17 protein-coding genes are annotated in these 18,818 nt (G+C 61.5%); 14 read left to right on the top strand and 3 right to left on the bottom strand.

Annotated elements, in window-relative coordinates:
- Window positions 1-74: 74 nt before the first annotated feature.
- On the top strand, window positions 75-1,100 hold the full coding sequence (locus AC1RRJ_RS11480; protein ID WP_493122715.1) for a glycosyltransferase family 9 protein: 1,026 nt from the start codon (window positions 75-77) through the stop codon (window positions 1,098-1,100).
- Window positions 1,082-2,320: a glycosyltransferase family 4 protein gene (locus tag AC1RRJ_RS11475; RefSeq protein WP_493122713.1), complete on the top strand. Its 1,239-nt coding sequence runs from the start codon at window positions 1,082-1,084 to the stop codon at window positions 2,318-2,320. Before AC1RRJ_RS11480 ends, AC1RRJ_RS11475 begins: the two co-directional genes overlap by 19 nt.
- A 30-nt stretch (window positions 2,321-2,350) precedes the next feature.
- On the opposite strand, the gene AC1RRJ_RS11470 is transcribed toward AC1RRJ_RS11475, so the two are convergent.
- Together AC1RRJ_RS11470 and AC1RRJ_RS11465 are read right to left on the bottom strand one after the other, a co-directional pair.
- Window positions 2,351-3,307, bottom strand: coding sequence for a UDP-glucuronic acid decarboxylase family protein (locus AC1RRJ_RS11470; RefSeq protein WP_493122711.1), 957 nt, complete (start codon window positions 3,305-3,307; stop codon window positions 2,351-2,353).
- A gap of 376 nt (window positions 3,308-3,683) precedes the next feature.
- Window positions 3,684-5,672: a polysaccharide biosynthesis protein gene (locus AC1RRJ_RS11465; RefSeq protein ID WP_493122709.1), complete on the bottom strand. Its 1,989-nt coding sequence runs from the start codon at window positions 5,670-5,672 to the stop codon at window positions 3,684-3,686.
- A gap of 254 nt (window positions 5,673-5,926) precedes the next feature.
- On the opposite strand from AC1RRJ_RS11465, the gene AC1RRJ_RS11460 reads away from it, so the two are divergent.
- Genes AC1RRJ_RS11460 through AC1RRJ_RS11435 form a run of 6 tightly spaced genes read left to right on the top strand, consistent with a single transcriptional unit; the run spans window position 5,927 to window position 11,230 of the window.
- Entirely contained in the window at window positions 5,927-6,541 is a 615-nt protein-coding gene (locus tag AC1RRJ_RS11460) for an acyltransferase (protein ID WP_493122707.1), read from the top strand.
- Window positions 6,542-6,552: 11 nt separating this feature from the next.
- Window positions 6,553-6,777, top strand: coding sequence for an acyl carrier protein (locus tag AC1RRJ_RS11455; protein ID WP_493122705.1), 225 nt, complete (start codon window positions 6,553-6,555; stop codon window positions 6,775-6,777).
- On the top strand, window positions 6,770-7,528 hold the full coding sequence (locus tag AC1RRJ_RS11450) for an SDR family oxidoreductase (RefSeq protein ID WP_493122703.1): 759 nt from the start codon (window positions 6,770-6,772) through the stop codon (window positions 7,526-7,528). The genes AC1RRJ_RS11455 and AC1RRJ_RS11450 overlap by 8 nt, the downstream gene beginning before the upstream one ends.
- 2 nt (window positions 7,529-7,530) lie before the next feature.
- A complete protein-coding gene (locus tag AC1RRJ_RS11445) occupies window positions 7,531-8,925 on the top strand; it encodes an AMP-binding protein (RefSeq protein WP_493122701.1) in 1,395 nt (464 codons plus the stop codon).
- Window positions 8,922-10,004, top strand: a complete 1,083-nt coding sequence (locus AC1RRJ_RS11440) for a LuxE/PaaK family acyltransferase (RefSeq protein ID WP_493122699.1) — start codon at window positions 8,922-8,924, stop codon at window positions 10,002-10,004. The genes AC1RRJ_RS11445 and AC1RRJ_RS11440 overlap by 4 nt, the downstream gene beginning before the upstream one ends.
- Window positions 10,001-11,230, top strand: a complete 1,230-nt coding sequence (locus AC1RRJ_RS11435) for an acyl-CoA reductase (RefSeq protein WP_493122697.1) — start codon at window positions 10,001-10,003, stop codon at window positions 11,228-11,230. The genes AC1RRJ_RS11440 and AC1RRJ_RS11435 overlap by 4 nt, the downstream gene beginning before the upstream one ends.
- A 4-nt stretch (window positions 11,231-11,234) precedes the next feature.
- Here AC1RRJ_RS11435 and AC1RRJ_RS11430 read toward each other — a convergent pair whose 3' ends face one another.
- A complete protein-coding gene (locus AC1RRJ_RS11430) occupies window positions 11,235-11,948 on the bottom strand; it encodes a metallophosphoesterase (protein WP_493122695.1) in 714 nt (237 codons plus the stop codon).
- Between the two features lie 349 nt (window positions 11,949-12,297).
- Here AC1RRJ_RS11430 and wecB point away from each other — a divergent pair, with 349 nt between their 5' ends.
- The 6 genes from wecB to AC1RRJ_RS11400 all read left to right on the top strand — a co-directional run bounded on the left by wecB (window position 12,298) and on the right by AC1RRJ_RS11400 (window position 18,728).
- Complete coding sequence (gene wecB / locus AC1RRJ_RS11425) at window positions 12,298-13,368, top strand: non-hydrolyzing UDP-N-acetylglucosamine 2-epimerase (RefSeq protein ID WP_493122693.1); 1,071 nt, start codon at window positions 12,298-12,300, stop codon at window positions 13,366-13,368.
- Window positions 13,358-14,653 carry a UDP-N-acetyl-D-mannosamine dehydrogenase gene (gene wecC / locus AC1RRJ_RS11420; protein WP_493122691.1) on the top strand — a complete coding sequence of 432 codons (1,296 nt, stop codon included), beginning with the start codon at window positions 13,358-13,360 and terminating at the stop codon, window positions 14,651-14,653. The genes wecB and wecC overlap by 11 nt, the downstream gene beginning before the upstream one ends.
- A 67-nt stretch (window positions 14,654-14,720) precedes the next feature.
- A complete protein-coding gene (locus AC1RRJ_RS11415; protein ID WP_493122689.1) occupies window positions 14,721-15,788 on the top strand; it encodes a mannose-1-phosphate guanylyltransferase/mannose-6-phosphate isomerase in 1,068 nt (355 codons plus the stop codon).
- 50 nt (window positions 15,789-15,838) lie between these two features.
- Window positions 15,839-16,405: an ATP-dependent protease subunit HslV gene (hslV, locus tag AC1RRJ_RS11410; RefSeq protein WP_493122687.1), complete on the top strand. Its 567-nt coding sequence runs from the start codon at window positions 15,839-15,841 to the stop codon at window positions 16,403-16,405.
- 4 nt (window positions 16,406-16,409) lie between these two features.
- A complete protein-coding gene (gene hslU, locus AC1RRJ_RS11405) occupies window positions 16,410-17,711 on the top strand; it encodes an ATP-dependent protease ATPase subunit HslU (RefSeq protein ID WP_493122685.1) in 1,302 nt (433 codons plus the stop codon).
- A gap of 156 nt (window positions 17,712-17,867) precedes the next feature.
- Window positions 17,868-18,728 (top strand): helix-turn-helix domain-containing protein, encoded by an 861-nt coding sequence (locus tag AC1RRJ_RS11400; protein WP_493122683.1) that lies wholly within the window; start codon window positions 17,868-17,870, stop codon window positions 18,726-18,728.
- Window positions 18,729-18,818 lie beyond the last annotated feature (90 nt).

Genomic DNA, 18,818 nt, shown 5'->3' with positions numbered 1-18,818 from the left:
GTTCGCCCAAGGAAATCCTGGTTTTCCGGACCTGCGGGCTCGGCGATTTCATTTTGAGCGCCCCGGCGTTCCATATGTTGCGCAAAACTTTCCCCGACGCGCGGATCAGCTTGCTGACCACCCACAGCAGTGAGAAGGCGATGCGAAGCAAGGTCGCGGCCTACGCCGGCGGCGCGAAAGCGGCGCCCTGGATCGAACTGTTGCGCCCCCATCTGATCGACGATGTGGTCCTGATCGACGACGCCCTGTCGCTCGCGGGAATCCGGACGGCGAGGCAGGTGCTTCGCCAGCGGCGATATGATCTGGTCATCCAGATGATGGACGTCGGGCTTCCATGGCGCCGTCGCTTCAAGAAACTTGCCTATATCGTCGCCCTGCTCGGACCCGTACGCCAGATCGGCTGGCGCGGTCGCGGTACGATCGAAATGGGCCATGTGCCTGCGGTCGACCCCAAATTGGGGCATCATATACACGGTCCCCTGCAGTTCATGGGGGAGTTGAACCCCGCCGCACCATATGGCGACGACGACATCCATTTCGATCTGAGGTCTTCAGCTGCCGCGCTGGGATGGGCTGAGGATTGGGTGACGAGCCATGTCGGGGCGGGACGGCGGCTGGCCGTGATAGCGCCCGGGGCGCTTCACGCGCACAAGGATTGGCCGCTCGAAAAATATGCCGCCCTCGCGGCCCAGCTGCTTGCGCGCCATAACGACCTTGTCATTGCAGTCAGCGGATCGCCTGCCGATGCTGCAAAAGGGGACGCACTGATGGCAATCGATCCAAACCGCGTTTTCAACCTGTGCGGCGTCACGAGCATCGACCAGTCAACCGCGCTATTCGGCCAAGCTGCGATGGTTGTCGGAAACGATGGAGGCGCCATGCATATGGCGGATGCCGTTGGCGCCCCCACGATATCGATCGTACCCGGTCTCGAGTTTCCGGACTCGATCGAACCTTGGCACAATCGCGACCGTGCAATCCGTCTGCCGATCGCTTGTGCCCCCTGTTACAGCTTTACCTTCTGCCCCCAGGAACATCGCCGCTGCATGACCGACATTCCGGTCGAGCGGGTGTTCGAAGAATGCGCGAGAATATTGTGAACATCTGGATCGTTAATCCCTACGGCACCCTCCCCTCTGAAGGATGGCGCGAATATCGCAGCGCACAACTCGCGCGCGCGCTCGCCGCGCGAGGGCATCGCGTGACATGGTGGATCGCCGATTTCGAACATCGCAGCAAAATCTACCGCAAGCCGGTGAGCAGCGACCCTCTCCTGCCCGCGTCGGTCGAAATTCGGTGCCTGCCCACGCCGTCCTATCAGCGTCACATCAGCCCGGGACGCATTCGGTTCGAGCAGACCTTCGGCAAAGGCTTCGCGACGGAGGCTGCGAAAACCGAACGTCCCGACGCGATTGTGCTGGCCGAGCCTTCGCTCTTCTTCGGTGTGCCGGTGCGCCGGTTTGCCGCCGAGCGGAATATTCCGCTCGTCATCGATGTCATTGATCTGTGGCCGGAACTCTTCCACATTCTGCTACCCGGCCCCTTCAAGCGGCTCGGAAAAATCGTCTTTTCTCCCCTTTATTCGCGGCGGCGCAAACTGGCGCGTCAGGCGGCAGGAATTGCTGCGGTCACGGGCGACTATCGCGACACCGTCGCGTCCGGCCTCGCCAACAAGCGGACGGGCGTCTTCTATTGGGGTGTCGATTACGCGGCATTTCAGAAGCAATATCCCGAACTTCCACCCCTGTATAAAACCGCTGGGTGGAGCGACGGGTTCGCGGGCGCCACGCTGGCCTATGCCGGCACGCTCGGCGAAGCCTATGACATAGCCACCGCCTGCCAGGCCGCCCGGCTGCTTTGCGAGCGGAATGCGCCAATCCGCTTTGTCTTCGCCGGCGACGGCCCGCTTCGGTCGACGGTCGAGGATCTGGCGCGAGACTATCCTGATCGTGTGTATTTCGCCGGATCGCTCTCGCCCGACCAACTCGTGCCGCTCTACCAGCAAAGCGATATCGGACTGTGCAGCTATGCGCCCGGGTCAACGGTGTCGATGCCGATCAAGATTTTCGACTATCTCGCTGCCGGACTTGCCGTGCTGAGTTCGCTCGGCGGAGAGATCAGCCAGATCGTAAAATCGGGGGTCGGTCTTCAATATGAGGCGGGATCGGCCACCGCGCTTGCCGATGCCATCGCGGGCATTGCTACCGATCCGGTGAAACTGGCTGAAATGAAAAGCCGATCTGCTGGCCTGGGCGAGCAATTCGACAACCAGCGCCAATATGGCGCGTTCGCAGAGTTCATCGAATCGGTGGCGGCATAGCTCGCCGCCACCGGATGTTCTCCTGCCCGTCTAGTCGGCCATGGATTTGAAATAGTCGATCGTCTTCTCGATCCCCTCGCGCAATTGAACGCTCGGCTGCCAGCCAAGCCGCGTTTGCGCGAGACTAATGTCGGGACGGCGCTGTTTCGGATCGTCTTGCGGCAGCGGCAAGTATTCGATCTGCGACCGCGAACCGATCATTTCGACAACAGTTTCGGCCAGCTCCTTGATCGTGAACTCCTCGGGGTTGCCAAGGTTCATCGGTCCGGTAAAATCGGCACCACTGTCCATAAACCGCACAAAGCCGTCGACCAGATCGCTGACGTAGCAGAAACTCCGCGTCTGGCTGCCGTCGCCGTAGATGGTGATCGGATCGCCCTTCAGCGCCTGGATGATGAAGTTCGATACCACACGCCCATCCGACGGATGCATGCGCGGGCCATAGGTGTTGAAAATCCGAACGACCTTGATGTCCAGCTGATGCTGACGGTGATAATCAAAGAACAGCGTCTCGGCGCAGCGCTTGCCTTCGTCATAGCATGACCGCACACCGATCGGATTGACGTTGCCCCAATAGGATTCAACCTGTGGATGAACCGACGGATCGCCATAGACTTCGCTCGTCGACGCCTGGAATATCCGGCACTTCAAGCGCTTTGCGAGACCCAGCATGTTGATCGCGCCGTGGACCGATACCTTGGTCGTTTGAACCGGATCATGCTGATAGTGGATTGGCGATGCCGGGCACGCCAGATTGTAGATTTCATCGACCTCGACATAGAGCGGAAAGCAGACGTCGTGGCGCATGAATTCGAATCGCGGATTGCCATGAAGATGCGCGATGTTCCGCTTGGCCCCGGTAAACAGGTTGTCGACGCACAAAACCTCATGGCCGTCGGCAAGAAGCCGATCGATGAGATGAGAACCTAGGAAGCCTGCGCCGCCGGTGACCAGGATACGCTTGTCGGCGGAATAGTTACGGGCCATTCAATCAACCTTCTGCTAAAAAATGTAGAAATGACGGTTCGGGACACCGTTACAGCGGCGGCGGCGCCGTGCATATGGCGAATGCCTTGAACAGGTACGAAATCGCTGCTCATCGCGTTGCAGCTTCAAAAATCGCAACGTTCAGAGGTTTCGGCGAAGCCGTGCGCGCAACCAATATTCTCCAATTCGGACATGGCGGGTACATGTGGTCATCACACCGACCGCGCAATTTTCTGTCACCGTCCTGGCGAGCCAGGTTTTGCCATCTACCGGATCACGCCACCACAGGCGCGGCGCTCATGTCCCGGTCCGCGAAACTGGCGAGCCATGGCCTCGCCGTCACGAAGAATAGCCGACGATCACGGAAGCCGCCGGTTCAGCGAACCGGGATTGCCGACGACATCGGGACGATGGTGGAAACAGAAGCCTCGCGACCTTTTTTCTCGACACTCGGGACAGGCTCGATGTCTGAAAGCTCCTGCATATATTCTGGGACGACTTGCTCGATTATCCGGTAAATTGCGTCGATGTCGTTTGCCGTCATTGCCGAATCGAGTTCGGCAAGCCGCTTCCTCATGACGGTCGTTTCCAGGAAAAGCTCGTTAGCGCGCATGATCTTGCTGTGTTCAGTCTGCTCCGCATCCGCTCCAATAAGCAACTCTTCATAGAGTTTTTCACCGGGCCGGATTCCGATGATGTCGATTTCGATGTCACCGTCCGGGTTGTCCGCATCGCGTACCGACAGGCCGCTGAGTTCGATCATCCGGCGGGCAAGATCGATAATCCGCACCGCGACGCCCATGTCGAGCACGAAAACTTCGCCGCCATCCGCCATTGCGGCGGCCTGAATCACCAGTTGTGCCGCTTCCGGAATCGTCATGAAATAGCGGGAAATATCGGCGTGCGTGATCGTGATCGGCCCGCCCGCCTTGATCTGTTGGCGAAAGAGGGGGACGACCGAGCCGCTTGACCCCAGAACATTGCCGAAGCGCACCATCGAAAAGCGGGTCTTTGAACGACTGGCGGCAAGGCCCTGCAATATCTGTTCGGCCATGCGCTTGCTGGCGCCCATGACATTGGTGGGACGCACTGCCTTGTCCGTGCTGATCAGCACGAAATCGGTAACACCATGCCGTGCTGCGGCCTCGGCCATGACCCGGGTACCGAACACATTGTTGCGCAATCCTTCCGCCGGATTCATCTCGACCAGCGGAACGTGCTTGTAGGCTGCGGCATGATAGACCGTATCGGGGGACCATTGCGCGAAGATGGCATCCATCCGGGTTTCGTCGAGCACCGACGCAAGCAGCGGAACCAGCTCGACGGGTTCATCGCTGATCTCCGACATCTGTTCGAGTTCGCGGTGGATCGAATAGAGATTGAACTCGCCTTGCTCGACGAGCAGCAGCGTCGTCGGTCCCAGCGCCATGATCTGTCGGCACAATTCGCTGCCGATCGATCCGCCGGCACCCGAAACAAGGACAATCTTTCCCGACACGGTTTTGGACATCAGGATACGATCGGGTGTCACCGTATCGCGGCCAAGAAGCTCGTCAATGTCGAGCTCGCGCAAATCGCTGACCGTTACGCGTCCCTGTGCTAGGTCCATCATGCTGGGAAGGGTGCGGATGACGACACCCGTTCCCTGGACGCTTTCCACGATCTCGCGGCGGCGTTGCCGCGTCGACGACGGAGCCGCCAGCAGCAGATCGTCCACCACAAGATCTTCGACAAGCTCCGCAAGATGCGCCGCAGAATATATCGGCACACCGTTCAGGATATTGTCCTGCAGGGTGCGGTCGTCGTCGACAAACCCGACAACCCGCATCTCGTGCCCGAACGACAAGGCCGCCGCGAGCTGCCGGCCCGCGGCGCCGGCGCCGAATACCAGCACGCGCCGGCGGCTCCCGCCAAGCAAGGCGAATTTGCTGCCGCTCCCCAGCCAGAAACGCGCCGCCCACCGGGTTGCCCCGACTGCCATGAACAACAGTACGGGCTGAAGTATCCCGACCGTTCTTGGCACGCCGTCGATACCGATGACGGCAAACAACGCAGCGTATGCGAGGGCATAGATCGCACAGGCCTTTATGACGCTAACGAACGCGCCCCAACCCGCGTAGCGAAAGATCGCCCGATAGAGGCCCAGGCGAATAAAAATGGGAACCGCGAAGACAAGCGCGAAGATGTAGGAAAGCCATTGGGTGCCTACGGGCCGAGGCCAGTAATCGAGACGAAGCCAATAAGCGACGCTGACCGTTGCGATGCAGAAAAAGGAATCGACGGCCAAGACCAGGGCGCGTTTTTTCGTACGCGAGAGGCCAAGAGCAGATGCCGTCAACCTGTCTGTGGGGGAGAGATTTTTCACGTCAACCTGCTACCCAACGTCGGACGGCAATGCAAATGGCAATGGAGGCCATTCGTCGCTGATATCTGCCGTTTCAAAAGCATTTTGAACCCGCGAGCGGCCATATCGGCCACCACGTTTGCCACCAGCGCCCGATTTGCTATGGGCAAGTGGACGCTTGGCAAGCAACGCACACCAGTTTGCGATAGCCGGAATAAGGAAAGCCCCACATGTTGAGGACGTTATATCTATCGCCGCTTGGGTGGCCGATTTCCATGACTCTCAACCTGATCGCGCGCCTGCTGCGCCCCTTCATGGTCTACGGCTATCGCGACAAGCCGTCGGGGAAATTCCGGAAATTTACGCGGATCAGCTCGACCGTGTCGCTTGGCCATCGGGACAAGATCGCCATCGGCGACCATGTCTGGATCTGGCATCATTCGATCGTCGACGGCAGCAATTCGGTAACGATCGGCGATGGTGTTCAGATTGGAGCGTGGTGCGGGATTTTCACGCATGGCAGCCACGTGGCTATCCGGTTGCTTGGTGCAAGCTACATCTCGGTCGCGGAAAAGGACCGCCCGGGCTATACGCGCGCGCCCGTCGAGATCGGCGAGTACAGCTTTATCGGGACTAGGGCGATCATCATGCCGGGGGCGAAGATCGGCAAGGGCTGCATCATCACGCCCGGCTCGGTCGTGAGCGGCACGATCCCCGACTTCGCAATCGCGAAGGGCGACCCCGCAAAAGTGGTTGGCGACGTGCGCGAATTCGACAAGCGCTTTTTGCGCGATCCGGCGCTTCAACAGACCTATTTCGACGCGAATGAGGTTGCAAACCTAACCTCCAGCGAAGAAAGAGGCCGCAATCAGGAATCACAAACGAAGTAAGGTTTCGCTACATGGAAGATCGCGTATTCGGCTGTTTCAAGGAGGTTATTGGGGTCGAGGATTCGACCGACCGCGCCACCATCGTCTACAATGAACATCCCGGCTGGGATTCGGTGGCGCACATGACTCTCGTTGCGGCGCTGGAAACCGAATTCGATTGCATGATGGAAATGGACGAGATCCTGGACATGAGCTCTTTTGACAAGGCCGTCGAAATCATCGGGAAATATGCCTGATCCCTGCAACCTGACCGATCAAGTCGCGGTCGTCACAGGCGCAACGCGCGGCATCGGTGCCGCGATTGCTGAAAAACTGGCGGCGCATGGCGCGCATCTGGTCCTCAACGGCGCGCGCGACGCCGCGACGCTGGATGCCATCTGCGCCAGACTGGCCGAGACCTATGGTATTCGCACCGTGGGCGTCCTCGGCGACGTCGCCGAGGCGCCGACCGCCGATGCCTTGGCAAAAGCAGCCTTTTCGACCTTCAAGCGGGCCGATATCTGGGTCAACAACGCCGGTATATTGCACGAAGGCCTGCTGGGCATGTCTCCCCCCGCCGAGATGGAACGCACCGTCGCGGTCAATCTGAATTCGGTGCTTCACGGCACCCAGGCGGCGGTCCGCATCATGCGGCGCACGAGCCGCGGTTCGATTGTAAATCTCAGCTCGATCATGGGCCGCTTCGGCAATCGGGGACTGACCGCCTATTGTGCCAGCAAAGCGGGCGTGATCGGGGCCACGACAGCTGCTGCCAAAGAAGTCGCGCCGCTCGGCATTCGTGTCAACGCGGTGGCGCCCGGCTTTATCGACAGCGATATGACCGCGGGCATGGCAGCCGACAAATATCAGGAAAAAATCGATCTGATCGGCATGAAACGCGCCGGAACGGTCGACGAGGTCGCCGACGTGGTCCTGTTCCTCGCAAGCGATCTGTCGCGTTACGTAACCGGGCAGACCATCGGCGTCGATGGCAGCATGATCGTTTGACAATGTCCGGTATTTGGGGCCTTCCGGAGGGAGCCGGTGAATCTGAACGGCCGGCCCTGATAAATGCGGCCGACAAGACGACATGGAGTTACGCGCGCCTCCACGCCACCGCGTCCGCCTGGTGTGACGCCATGTCAGGCGGCAAGGGCCTGTTGTTCCTGATGTGTCGCAATGCCCCCGATGACATTGCTGCGTTGCTCGGCGCGATCAGCGCCGGCCATGTCGTCGCGCTGCTCGATCCCGACCTCCCCCCCGCCGCGCTCGAAGCGCTCGATCATGCCTATCGCCCCGAATGGATCGTCCGGTCGGCCGATCAAGGTCCGCCGGCACGGCAGGCACGGTCCAGGGGCGATGCGGATGCGATCTTCCCGCAGACGGCGCTTCTGCTTTCCACGTCAGGATCGACCGGCAGCCCGAAGATGGTGCGGCTGACGACGGACAATCTGGCGACGAATGCCGCGGCGATCGCCGAGGTGCTCGACATCCGCGCTGAGGAAATTGGCGCAGCCCACCTCCCCCTTCATTATTCCTACGGCCTGTCGGTACTGACGAGCCATCTAATGGCGGGAGCATCGCTCCTCCTCACAAACCGGGGAATGATGGATGCACAGTTCTGGCGCGATCTGGCCGATGCCCCGGTTGCCCATTTGCCCGGCGTTCCCTATCATTATCAGATGATGCTGCGGCTCGGTCTGAAACGCCTCCCGCTCGGCAGCGTTCGTGTCCTGACGCAAGCCGGCGGCGGCCTGCCCATCGAACAGCGACAGCTATTATGGGATTTCATGGATGCCAAGCGCGGGCGTTTTCACATCATGTACGGGCAGACCGAGGCAGCGCCGCGCATGACGACCCTGTCCCACGCCGCCTTCGCGCAAGCGCCGGCATCGGTTGGGGCACCGTTGCCCGGTACCGAAGTCCGCATCGTCGATGATCAGGGACATGCCCTGCCCCCCGGACACGCCGGACTGGTGGAATTTCGCGGGCCCAATGTCATGCTGGGCTATGCCGAGCAGCGGACGGATCTCGCGCATGGTGACGAACAGCACGGCGCCCTGGCGACCGGCGACCTGGGAAAAATCGACAACGACGGCCTCCTCACGCTCACAGGACGCGCCAAGCGCATCGTCAAATATGTCGGATTGCGGATCAATGCCGACGAGTTGGAGATTTCGCTGGCGTCGCTGGGCGAGGTTGCGGTTGTGGGAAAAGACGACCGGCTAGCCCTGTTTTACGTCGCAGACGCCGATCAGAACGATGCGATGATCAAGGAAATCAAGCGCCGGCTTGGCGAAAACGCAAATTTGCCGATGTCCGGCATTTATTTCGAGCGTCTCGACGTCCTTCCGCGAACCGACCGCGGCAAGTTGGATTACCGGGCGCTGGAGGGACGATTGTGACCACACCGCTCGAACTCATGGCTCGCCAGCCCTACTCGATTCCCGCCGCCGAGCGCGCAGCGCTGCTGCTTGGCGAACTCAACGCCCTTTCCATCCATCACTATGAAAACTGCCTGCCCTATCGCCGAATAATCGACGGCGGCTGGCCCGGCAGTCGCACAGCCGAACGGATTGAAGACGTCCCCTATTTGCCCGTTTCGCTGTTCAAAACGCATAATTTGCGGTCGGTAGACGCCGCCGCAGTCAAGATGACCCTGACGTCGAGCGGCACGACCGGCCAGACGCGCAGCACCATCGCGGTCGATGCCGAAACGTCGAACCTCCAACAGCGCGGGCTCGCCAATTCGCTGGCCCATATGCTGGGTCCGAAGCGCCTGCCGCTGCTGGTGATCGATACGCCCGCCGTATTCAAAAACCCCCAACTCATGTCGGCGCGCGGCGCCGGTGTACTGGGCATGATGCGTTTCGGTTATGACTATGCCTATGCGATGGATGAGGCGGAGGCGCCCGACGTCGATGCGGTTCGCGCATTTCTTGCGAAGCACGGCGGCAAACCCTTCTTCATCTTCGGCTTCACCTTCATGGTGTGGGCGCAGCTCTTCGAAACCTTCCGCGACGAAGGGCTCGACCTGTCGAACGGCACGCTGATCCATTCCGGCGGCTGGAAGAAGATGATCGAAAAGGCCGTTGGGAACGAAGAATTTCGTGCCGGCCTGAAAGAGTCCTTCGGGCTTGATCGCATCTTCAATTTCTATGGAATGGTCGAACAGCTCGGCTCGATCTTCGTCGAAGGACCCGGAAACCTGCTCTACCCGCCCAATTTTTCGGATGTGATCATCCGCTGCCCCGAAAGCTGGGCGCCCCTGCCGCCGGGCGAAACGGGCGTGATCCAGGTCTTGTCGCTTCTGCCCCGATCCTACCCGGGCCACAGCCTGCTTACCGAAGATCTCGGCCGTATCGAATGCATCGATCCCGGCGTTGATGGCTGGATGGGCAAGGGACTGAAAATCGAAGGCCGCGTGAAGAATGTCGAACTGCGCGGCTGCAGCGATATTATCGCGACGGCAGCTGCGGCATGATTTCCGTTCTCGACCCGACCCCGCGCGCGATATCGGCGCAGGATTTGCTCGATCGTGTCGATGCGATGACGGGACGCGGCCGTGCGCCGCTGTCCGACGACGCGGCGCAGCTTCTAGCGGCCATTTCCGAACGGATCCTGGCCGACCCGTTCGGCCGCCGGTCGCCGCGCTTCGTCGCGGTCGCCTATTGGCTGAGGCGTGCGGCGATCCAGCGGCTCGTTACCGAGTTGCACGCAAAGCACGAGGCCGACGATATCGTCCTGTCGCCGCGCGGCACGGTCCTTCATCTGCCACCGACAAATGTCGATACGATTTTCCTGTATAGCTGGGCCTTGTCGGTCCTCGCGGGCAACTGCAACGTCGTGCGTATGCCAAGTCAGCCGGATCAGGCTACGCTGTGGCTGACCGAGCTTGTCTGCGCCGTGATTGCCGAGTTCGGCGAAGAAGATCGCCAGCTTTTTTGCGCCTTTCCCCATGGCGGCGACCTGGTAGCGCATATTTCCGCGCGGTGCGACGGCCGCATGATCTGGGGTGGCGATCAGAAAGTACTCGATGTGTCGCGTTTTCCGACGCGGCCGGACGGACTTTCGCTGGGCTTTCCGGATCGCACCTCGATCGCTGTATTTTCGATTGAAGCCTATACGAATGCCAGCGAAGCGGACCGGGCAAAGCTGACCGAAGGCCTGTATAACGACATCTATTGGTTCGATCAGATGGGATGTGGATCGCCGCGTATCCTGTTCTGGATCGGCGATGGGGATCATGGCGCGGTCAGCGACGACCTTGAGCGGCGGCTGGCGGCCAAGGCAGCTGAAAAGGGCTATCATGTCGATACGTCGGTCGCGCTGGGCAAGATCAATCTGGCCGCCGGCGCCTTGGCAGATGGCCTTGCCGGGCAGATGCGCCATCATTCAAACGCCCTCGACGTGCTCGACGTCGCCGACCTCGACCAACTGGGGCGCAAAAAGCACGGCGGCGGCATACTCTATGTCCAGCATGCCCGGTCACTGACGGACGTCACCGCGTGGGCGGACCACAGCCTCCAGACGATCGTGCATTTCGGTTTTCCGCACAGTGAATTGACGGGTTTGGCCGGTGCGCTAGCTGGGCGCGGCGGGTTCAGGCTCGTTCCCCCGGGCGCCGCGCTTCAGTTCCATCCGGTGTGGGATGGCGTTCCCCTTGTCACACATCTGACGCGGCAGATCGTGATCCTTTCCGGAACCTGACGCGTTAATCCGTTGCGGCGACGGGCTCCGTCGAGAGAAAGCTTCGTTCGGCGCCATGCAGGCAGATGGCGGTCAGCCGCCCTGACACATAGGCCCCCGTGTCGATCCCGATCCGGTTCGGCATTTCCTCGACTTGCGGCGAAATCGTATGGCCGTGGACGACCATGGCCCCGTGATCGGCGCGGCTTCCCAGAAATTGTTCGCGAATCCAGCGCAGATCCGATGTATTCTGCTTGTCGAGCGGGATGTTTTCGCGAACCCCGGCGTGAACGAATGCATAATCGCCATAGAGGACCATATCCTCACCGCGCCCCAGAAAATCGACATGTGTCTGCGGAACATGGTCGCGGAAAACCTCTGACAATTCGGCGAATTCCAGCCGCTCATACAAACTATCGTCGCGCAAATAACTGCGAACCGTCGCATCGCCGCCTATACGAACGAAATAGCGCATCGCGCGAATATCGCCCGACAGCGCCGTCAGCATACATTCTTCATGGTTGCCGATAATGTGATGAACCCGGTCGAAGTCTGATCGCAACCCGATGGCGCGCTCGACCACAGCAGCCGAGTCGGGGCCCCGGTCCACAAGGTCGCCCAGCAGGATCAGCACGCATTGGTGGTGACTGCGCGTCTGACGGTCGGCGGCGATCCGCTCGAGCAGTTGGACGAAAAGATCGTCGCAGCCGTGAATATCGCCGATGGCATAAACCAGCATCCCCGCCGGCACGCGAAACTCGGCCGGTACGGGCGATGGAGTTCTACGGAATCGGGCCAGAAAAGACATGAGGCGGGATAAATCCTGAACGGGTTTGAAATTCCAAGCGCCGCGCGCCTTAGCCACAGCAGCAGCGAAATACCAATGTTTCGAGGTGAAGCGATCTATTCATGGCTCCTTGCTGCACGATGAACGCAGCCCGGCAACAATCAGCTAGTGAAAAACAACGCTTACCAGCTAAGAGCCTGAGCGGCGGAGGCGCTCCCTTGCAAGCGCCCCTTTTTTGGAAAGAAACCAGGTGCCTTCTCGTATTGTCATCGTTTTTGGTACCCGGCCGGAAGCGATAAAAATGTTCCCGGTCGTACACGCACTGCGCGAGCAGGATGGCGTGGATGTGCGCGTGTGCGTCACGGCCCAACACCGCGGCATGCTGGACCAGGTGCTGGAAATCGCCCGGATCGCGCCCGACATCGACCTGGATGTCATGCGGGAGAACCAGACGCTCGACGGCCTGCTGGCGCGATTGGTAACAGGACTTGGCGAGGCATTCGACGCAGAAAAGCCCGATCGCATCCTTGTTCACGGCGATACGCTGACGACGATGGCCGCGACGCTTTCGGCCTATTTCCGCAAGATTCCGGTCGGTCATGTCGAGGCTGGCCTGCGCAGCGGCAATATCTATCACCCTTGGCCTGAAGAGGTGAACCGCAAGGTCGCAGGTGCGGTCGCCGACCTGCACTTCGCCCCCACCGCGACCGCGGCGGCGGCGCTGCGCGCTGAAAATATCCCTGCCGACCGGATTCACATCACGGGCAACACCGTTATCGACGCCCTGTTGGCTACGAAAGCGCGGATCGACGGCGAACCGGCGCTGGCGTCGGGACTTGACCCGCTGATCAGCCGCTTTGCCGGCAAGCGGATCATCGCAGTCACATCGCACCGCCGCGAGAATTTCGGCGACGGCATGAAGGCTATCGCCGATGCAATCGCCGCGATCGCGGTGAGAGACGACGTCGCTGTCGTTTTCCCTGTCCATCCCAACCCGCAGGTCCGCAGCACTATGGAGCCGATCCTTGGTGCGCTCCCCAATGTCGCGCTGATCGATCCGCTCGACTATCCGCATTTCGTCCGCCTGCTTGCGACCTCGGAACTGGTACTGACCGACAGCGGCGGTGTGCAGGAAGAAGCCCCCGCGCTCGGCAAGCCTGTGCTGGTCATGCGCGAGACGACCGAGCGTCCCGAAGGCATCGAAGCGGGAACAGCGCGACTTGTCGGGACCGACAAAGCGCGTATCGTTTCCGAAATTTTCAAGCTTTTGGACGACAAGGACGCCTATTCGGCCATGGCCCGCGCCCACAACCCCTTCGGTGACGGCACGGCGGCAAAACAGATTGCGGAGATTGTTGCGCGTGCCCATTGATACGAAACAGACGGTCACGGTCCTCGGGCTCGGATATATCGGCCTGCCCACCGCAGCGCTGATTGCGCGTTCGGGTTGCAAGGTGACCGGCGTCGACGTCAGCCAGAAGGTTGTCGACACGGTCAACGGTGGCAGGGTGCATATCGAGGAAGTCGATCTCGATGGCCTCGTTCAGGGTGTCGTGTCGCGCGGAGCGCTGAAAGCCTCCATCGAGGTCGTCGCCGCCGACACCTTCGTTATCGCCGTCCCGACTCCGCACGACGAAGAGCATCGCCCCGACATCAGCCATGTTCTGTCGGCCGCGCGTGCCATCGCGCCTGTGCTGGAACCCGGCAACCTCGTAATTCTTGAATCAACCTCTCCCGTCGGCACAACCGAAAAGGTCGCAGCTCTGATCGCCAGGCTGCGCCCCGACCTCAAGGTTCCCGGCGCCTGCACCGGCGCAGCCGATGTCTTCATCGCCTATTGCCCCGAGCGCGTGCTTCCGGGCCGCATCCTTGTCGAACTGGTCGACAACGACCGTTGCATCGGCGGCATTACCCCCCGCTGCGCGCGCCGCGCGATGACCTTTTACCGCCAGTTCGTTCGCGGCGCCTGCGTCACGACCTCAGCGCGCGCCGCCGAGATGGTGAAGCTCGTCGAAAACAGCTACCGCGACGTCAACATCGCCTTTGCCAACGAGCTGTCCATGATGGCCGGGCATATGGGCGTGGACGTCTGGGAAGTCATCCGTCTCGCCAACCGCCACCCGCGCGTCAACATCCTCCAGCCGGGCCCCGGCGTCGGCGGCCATTGCATAGCGGTCGACCCCTGGTTCCTCGTCCATGGCGCGCCCGACCATAGCCGCCTGATCCGCACCGCGCGCGAAGTGAACCTTGCCAAGACCGCGCATGTCATCGGCGCGGCCGAAATGCTCGTGTCGCAGCATCCGGAAGCCCGGGTCGCCTGCCTTGGCCTCGCCTTCAAACCCAATATCGACGATTTCAGGGAAAGCCCGGCAGTCGAGGTCGCCGCAGCACTCGCACGCCGCTTCGGCAAGCAGATCCAGATCGTCGAGCCCTATGCGCGGGGCCTGCCGATGGAGTTTTCCGGCACGGGCGCCGAACTGATCGATCTCGACAGTGCACTCGCGACCTGTGACGTGCTGATAGTGCTGGTCGATCACGAACTGTTCAAGTCGATCCCCCTGGAAGAGCGCCGCGACAAGATCGTTTATGATACGCGCGGGCTCTGGCTCGACCAACCGGGCGTCGACGCCGGTGAACGGCTGCGCCGCATCGCTTGAGCAGGCAACATGCTTGACGGCTGGTCCGCCTGATGTTCGCAGAACAACGAGAGAGCAAAAAGACACCATGATCGTCCCCGTCATTCTGTCCGGCGGTTCGGGCACCCGGTTGTGGCCAGTGTCGACCGGCACCGCACCAAAGCAGTTTCAACCGCTAACGGGCAAGGACAGCATGTTCCTGCAAACGCTCGATCGCGCAGTCGACCGTAGCCGCTTTACCGCACCGATGATCGTTTGCGGCCCGGCGCATGTCGCATATGTCGAGGCCGACCTGCTCTCGGCAGGCGTCACCGATGCGCGCATCATTATTGAGCCCGCCGCGCGCAACACGGCGCCGGCGATTGCCCTCGCGGCTTTCGCGGCGCTCGCCCAATATCCCGACGCGACGATCCTCGTCATGCCCGCCGATCATGTGATGGCCGACGCCCCCGCGTTTCTGGACGCCGTCACGGCCGCATTGCCGGCGGTAAAAGGCGGCGCGCTGGCGACGTTCGGCATCGCCCCCTCCCATCCGGAAACCGGCTATGGCTACATAGCCGCCGGCGCGCCCCTCGCCGGGACACCCGGGCTTCACAAGGTCCGGCGTTTCGTCGAAAAGCCACAGCGCGACAAGGCCGAGGCCATGATTGCAGAAGGCGGCCACTACTGGAATGCCGGCATTTTCCTGATGCGCGCCGACGCCTTCATCGCAGAACTCGAAAAACAGCAGCCTGCCATGGCAGCTTCCTGTTCTGCCGCGTTCGCCAATGCCCGGTTGGACGGCGACAAAATCCACCCCGAGGCTGGTTCCTTCCTTTCCAGCCCGTCGGATTCGATCGACTACGCCGTCATGGAAGGCGCCGGACATGTCGTAGTCGCCCCGGTCGATCCCGGCTGGTCCGACGTCGGGGGATGGGCGGCGCTGCACGAGCTTGGCGTCAAGGACGACCGCGACAATGTTTGCACCGGCGACGTCATAGCGATTGGCGCGACAGGCAATTATCTGCGCGCAAGCGATGGGCAACGCATTGCAGTGGTCGGCGTCTCCGACCTTGTCGTCGTTACGCATGGCAACGACATACTGGTCATTCCGCGTGCCCGCGCGCAGGAGGTCAAAGCTGTCGTCGAGTATCTGGCAACCAATCCGGCAAGCTGACTTCTGCCCTGCCCTTGCGGGCCGCCAAGCGATCTCCCATATCGCCGTTCATGAGCGAAACATCAGCGCAGCGTGCCGCGCCCTGGCACGGAACCACCATCCTTTCCGCCCGCACCCCTGAAAAGGTCGTCATCATCGGCGACGGTCAGGTGTCGATGGGCCAGACGGTGATGAAACCCAACGCCCGCAAGGTCCGCCGCCTGCACGACGGCAGTGTCATCGGCGGCTTCGCCGGAGCGACCGCCGACGCTTTCACCCTGTTCGAACGGCTCGAGGCAAAGCTTGAACGGCATAACGGCCAGCTTTTGCGCGCTGCGGTCGAACTCGCCAAGGATTGGCGCACCGACAAATATCTTCGCAACCTCGAAGCAATGATGATCGTCGCTGACAAGGAAGTCACGCTGGTCATCACCGGCAACGGTGACGTACTCGAACCCGAAGGCGGGATCGCTGCGATCGGCTCGGGGGGCAATTTCGCGCTCTCCGCCGCGACCGCACTCGTCGATTATGAAAAAGATGCCGAGGTATTGGTCAAAAAGGCGATGCAGGTCGCAGCGCGCATCTGCGTTTACACCAACGACCAGTTCACCCAAGAAACCATCGAAATTCAGGCCTGACCCCATGAACAAAGATCTGACCCCGAAGGCGATCGTCGCCGCATTGGACACGCATATCATCGGCCAGGACGCCGCCAAGCGCGCAGTCGCCGTCGCGCTGCGCAACCGCTGGCGCCGCCAGCAGCTGTCGTCCGATCTTCGCGACGAAGTGACGCCGAAGAATATCCTGATGATCGGCCCCACGGGCTGCGGTAAGACCGAGATTTCGCGCCGTCTGGCAAAACTCGCCGACGCACCCTTCATCAAGGTCGAGGCGACCAAATTCACCGAAGTCGGCTATGTCGGCCGCGACGTCGAACAGATCGCGCGCGACCTCGTCGAAGAAGCCGTGCGGCTGGAAAAGGACCGCCGCCGCGAAGCTGTGCGCGCCGCCGCCGAAGAAGCCGCGATGGAGAGGCTGCTCGATGTCCTCACCGGCAAGGGCGCCAGCGAAGCGACGCGCCAGAGCTTCCGCCAGCGCATCCGCGAAGGACATCTCGACGACAGCGAAATCGAGATCGAGGTTTCCGACGCCCCCAGCATGCCGTTCGAACTGCCCGGCCAGCCGGGCCAGATGGGCATGATCAACCTGTCGGACATGCTCGGCAAGGCGATGGGCGGCGCGCCCAAGAAGCGCCGCAAGCTGAAGGTCATCGAAGCCGCGACGCGCTTGATCGAGGAAGAGCAGGACAAACGCCTCGACCAGGATGATGTCGCGCGTGTCGCGCTCGCCGATGCCGAGGCCAATGGTATCGTTTTCCTCGACGAAATCGACAAGATCGCGGTCAGCGACGTGCGCGGCGGATCGGTAAGCCGCGAGGGCGTCCAGCGCGACCTGCTGCCACTGATCGAGGGCACGACGGTCGCGACCAAATATGGTCCGATGAAGACCGACCATATCCTCTTCATCGCCTCGGGCGCCTTCCATGTCGCCAAGCCGAGTGATCTGCTCCCCGAACTGCAGGGCCGCCTGCCGATCCGCGTCGAACTGAGCGCACTCACCGAGGCCGATTTCGTTCGTATCCTCAGCGAAACCAAGGCTGGTCTGCCCGAACAATATGTCGCGCTGATCCAGACCGAAGGTGTCACCATCTCCTTCACCGACGACGCGATCGCGCGCGTCGCGAAGCTCGCCGCCGAGGTGAACGAGAAGGTCGAGAATATCGGCGCACGCCGGTTGCAGACGATGATGGAACGGCTGGTCGAGGAAATCAGCTTCGGCGCAGAGGATATGGGTGGAACAACGCTCGAAATCGACGCCGCCTATGTCGACCGCCAGCTTGCCGATGTCGTGGGCGATACCGACCTCAGCAAATATGTCCTCTGATCGCGCCGCATTCTGCCAGGCTTCCGGGTGAACAGGATAAGGTGTCCATTAAGCCGTTCGTTTTGCCGAACTTCATTTGACTTTGCCGCGCCGTCAATGCGATGAACGGTGCGACACGGTCGATATGGGTTGCAGCCGACCGGCACGGAGACAGCAATGGCAGAAGAAGAGGGCGCCACCCAAGGCGAACTGGCGATCACGCGTACCGGCGATCGGCTACGCTTGGCGCGCGAGGCCGCGGGGCTGTCGCTCGCCGATATCGCCACGCGCACGCGCATCACCCAGCGCCATCTTCTGGCCATTGAAAAATCGGAATTTTCGGAACTTCCCGGGCGGACCTATGTCACCGGCTTCGCGCGTGCCTATGCCCGCGCCGTCGACCTTCCTGAAGCCGAGATCGGCGCGGATATCCGCCGCGAGCTCGAAGAAGATCAATATGGCGCGCGCCCGCTGTACGAGGCCTATGAACCGACCGACCCCGATCGCCTGCCGACGGCACGGCTGACGTGGACCCTCGTCGTCGTCGCGCTGATCCTGGTGTCGGCCTATGGCGTGTGGCGTTTCCTGTCGGTCGAACCCGACGAGGCGCTGATCGCGGCGCAGAATCGCGACGCCGATGCGTCCGAAGCGCCCGCAGCCGCTGGCGCACCCGCGACCAAGGCCGGAACTCCGGCCGGACAAACGGCGATTGCAGCCAATGCCCCCGTCGTCCTCACCGGCATTTCGGAAGTCTGGATCGGCTTCGACGACGCCACCGGCAAGACCGAAAACTGGCGCACGCTCGATGCAGGCGAAACCTATGAGGTTCCGCCGGCCTATATCGAACAGTTCACGCTGCGCACCAGCATCCCGCAGGCGCTGAAGGTCACCGTCGGTGGCCGCGATATCGGCGCGGTCGGTCCCGCCGACACGCTGGTCAAGGGTGTGTCGCTGAAACCCGCCGACCTGGTCGCACGGGCCGAGGGCAATGGCGCGCCCGGCACGCCTCCGGCTGCAGCTCCGCTCCCGAAACGCTGATCCCAGGCTCAAACGGCCGCCATTTCGGCGGACCGGAACGACCGCGCGCCGAATTGGGTTTGCGCAGCCGCCGGTTGCGGCGTTATGGGT

The organism is Sphingopyxis sp. GW821-FHT12C06 (assembly GCF_058807415.1).
Note: the sequence above shows the minus strand (reverse complement) of the source record. Positions and strands in the feature narration are given on the sequence as shown.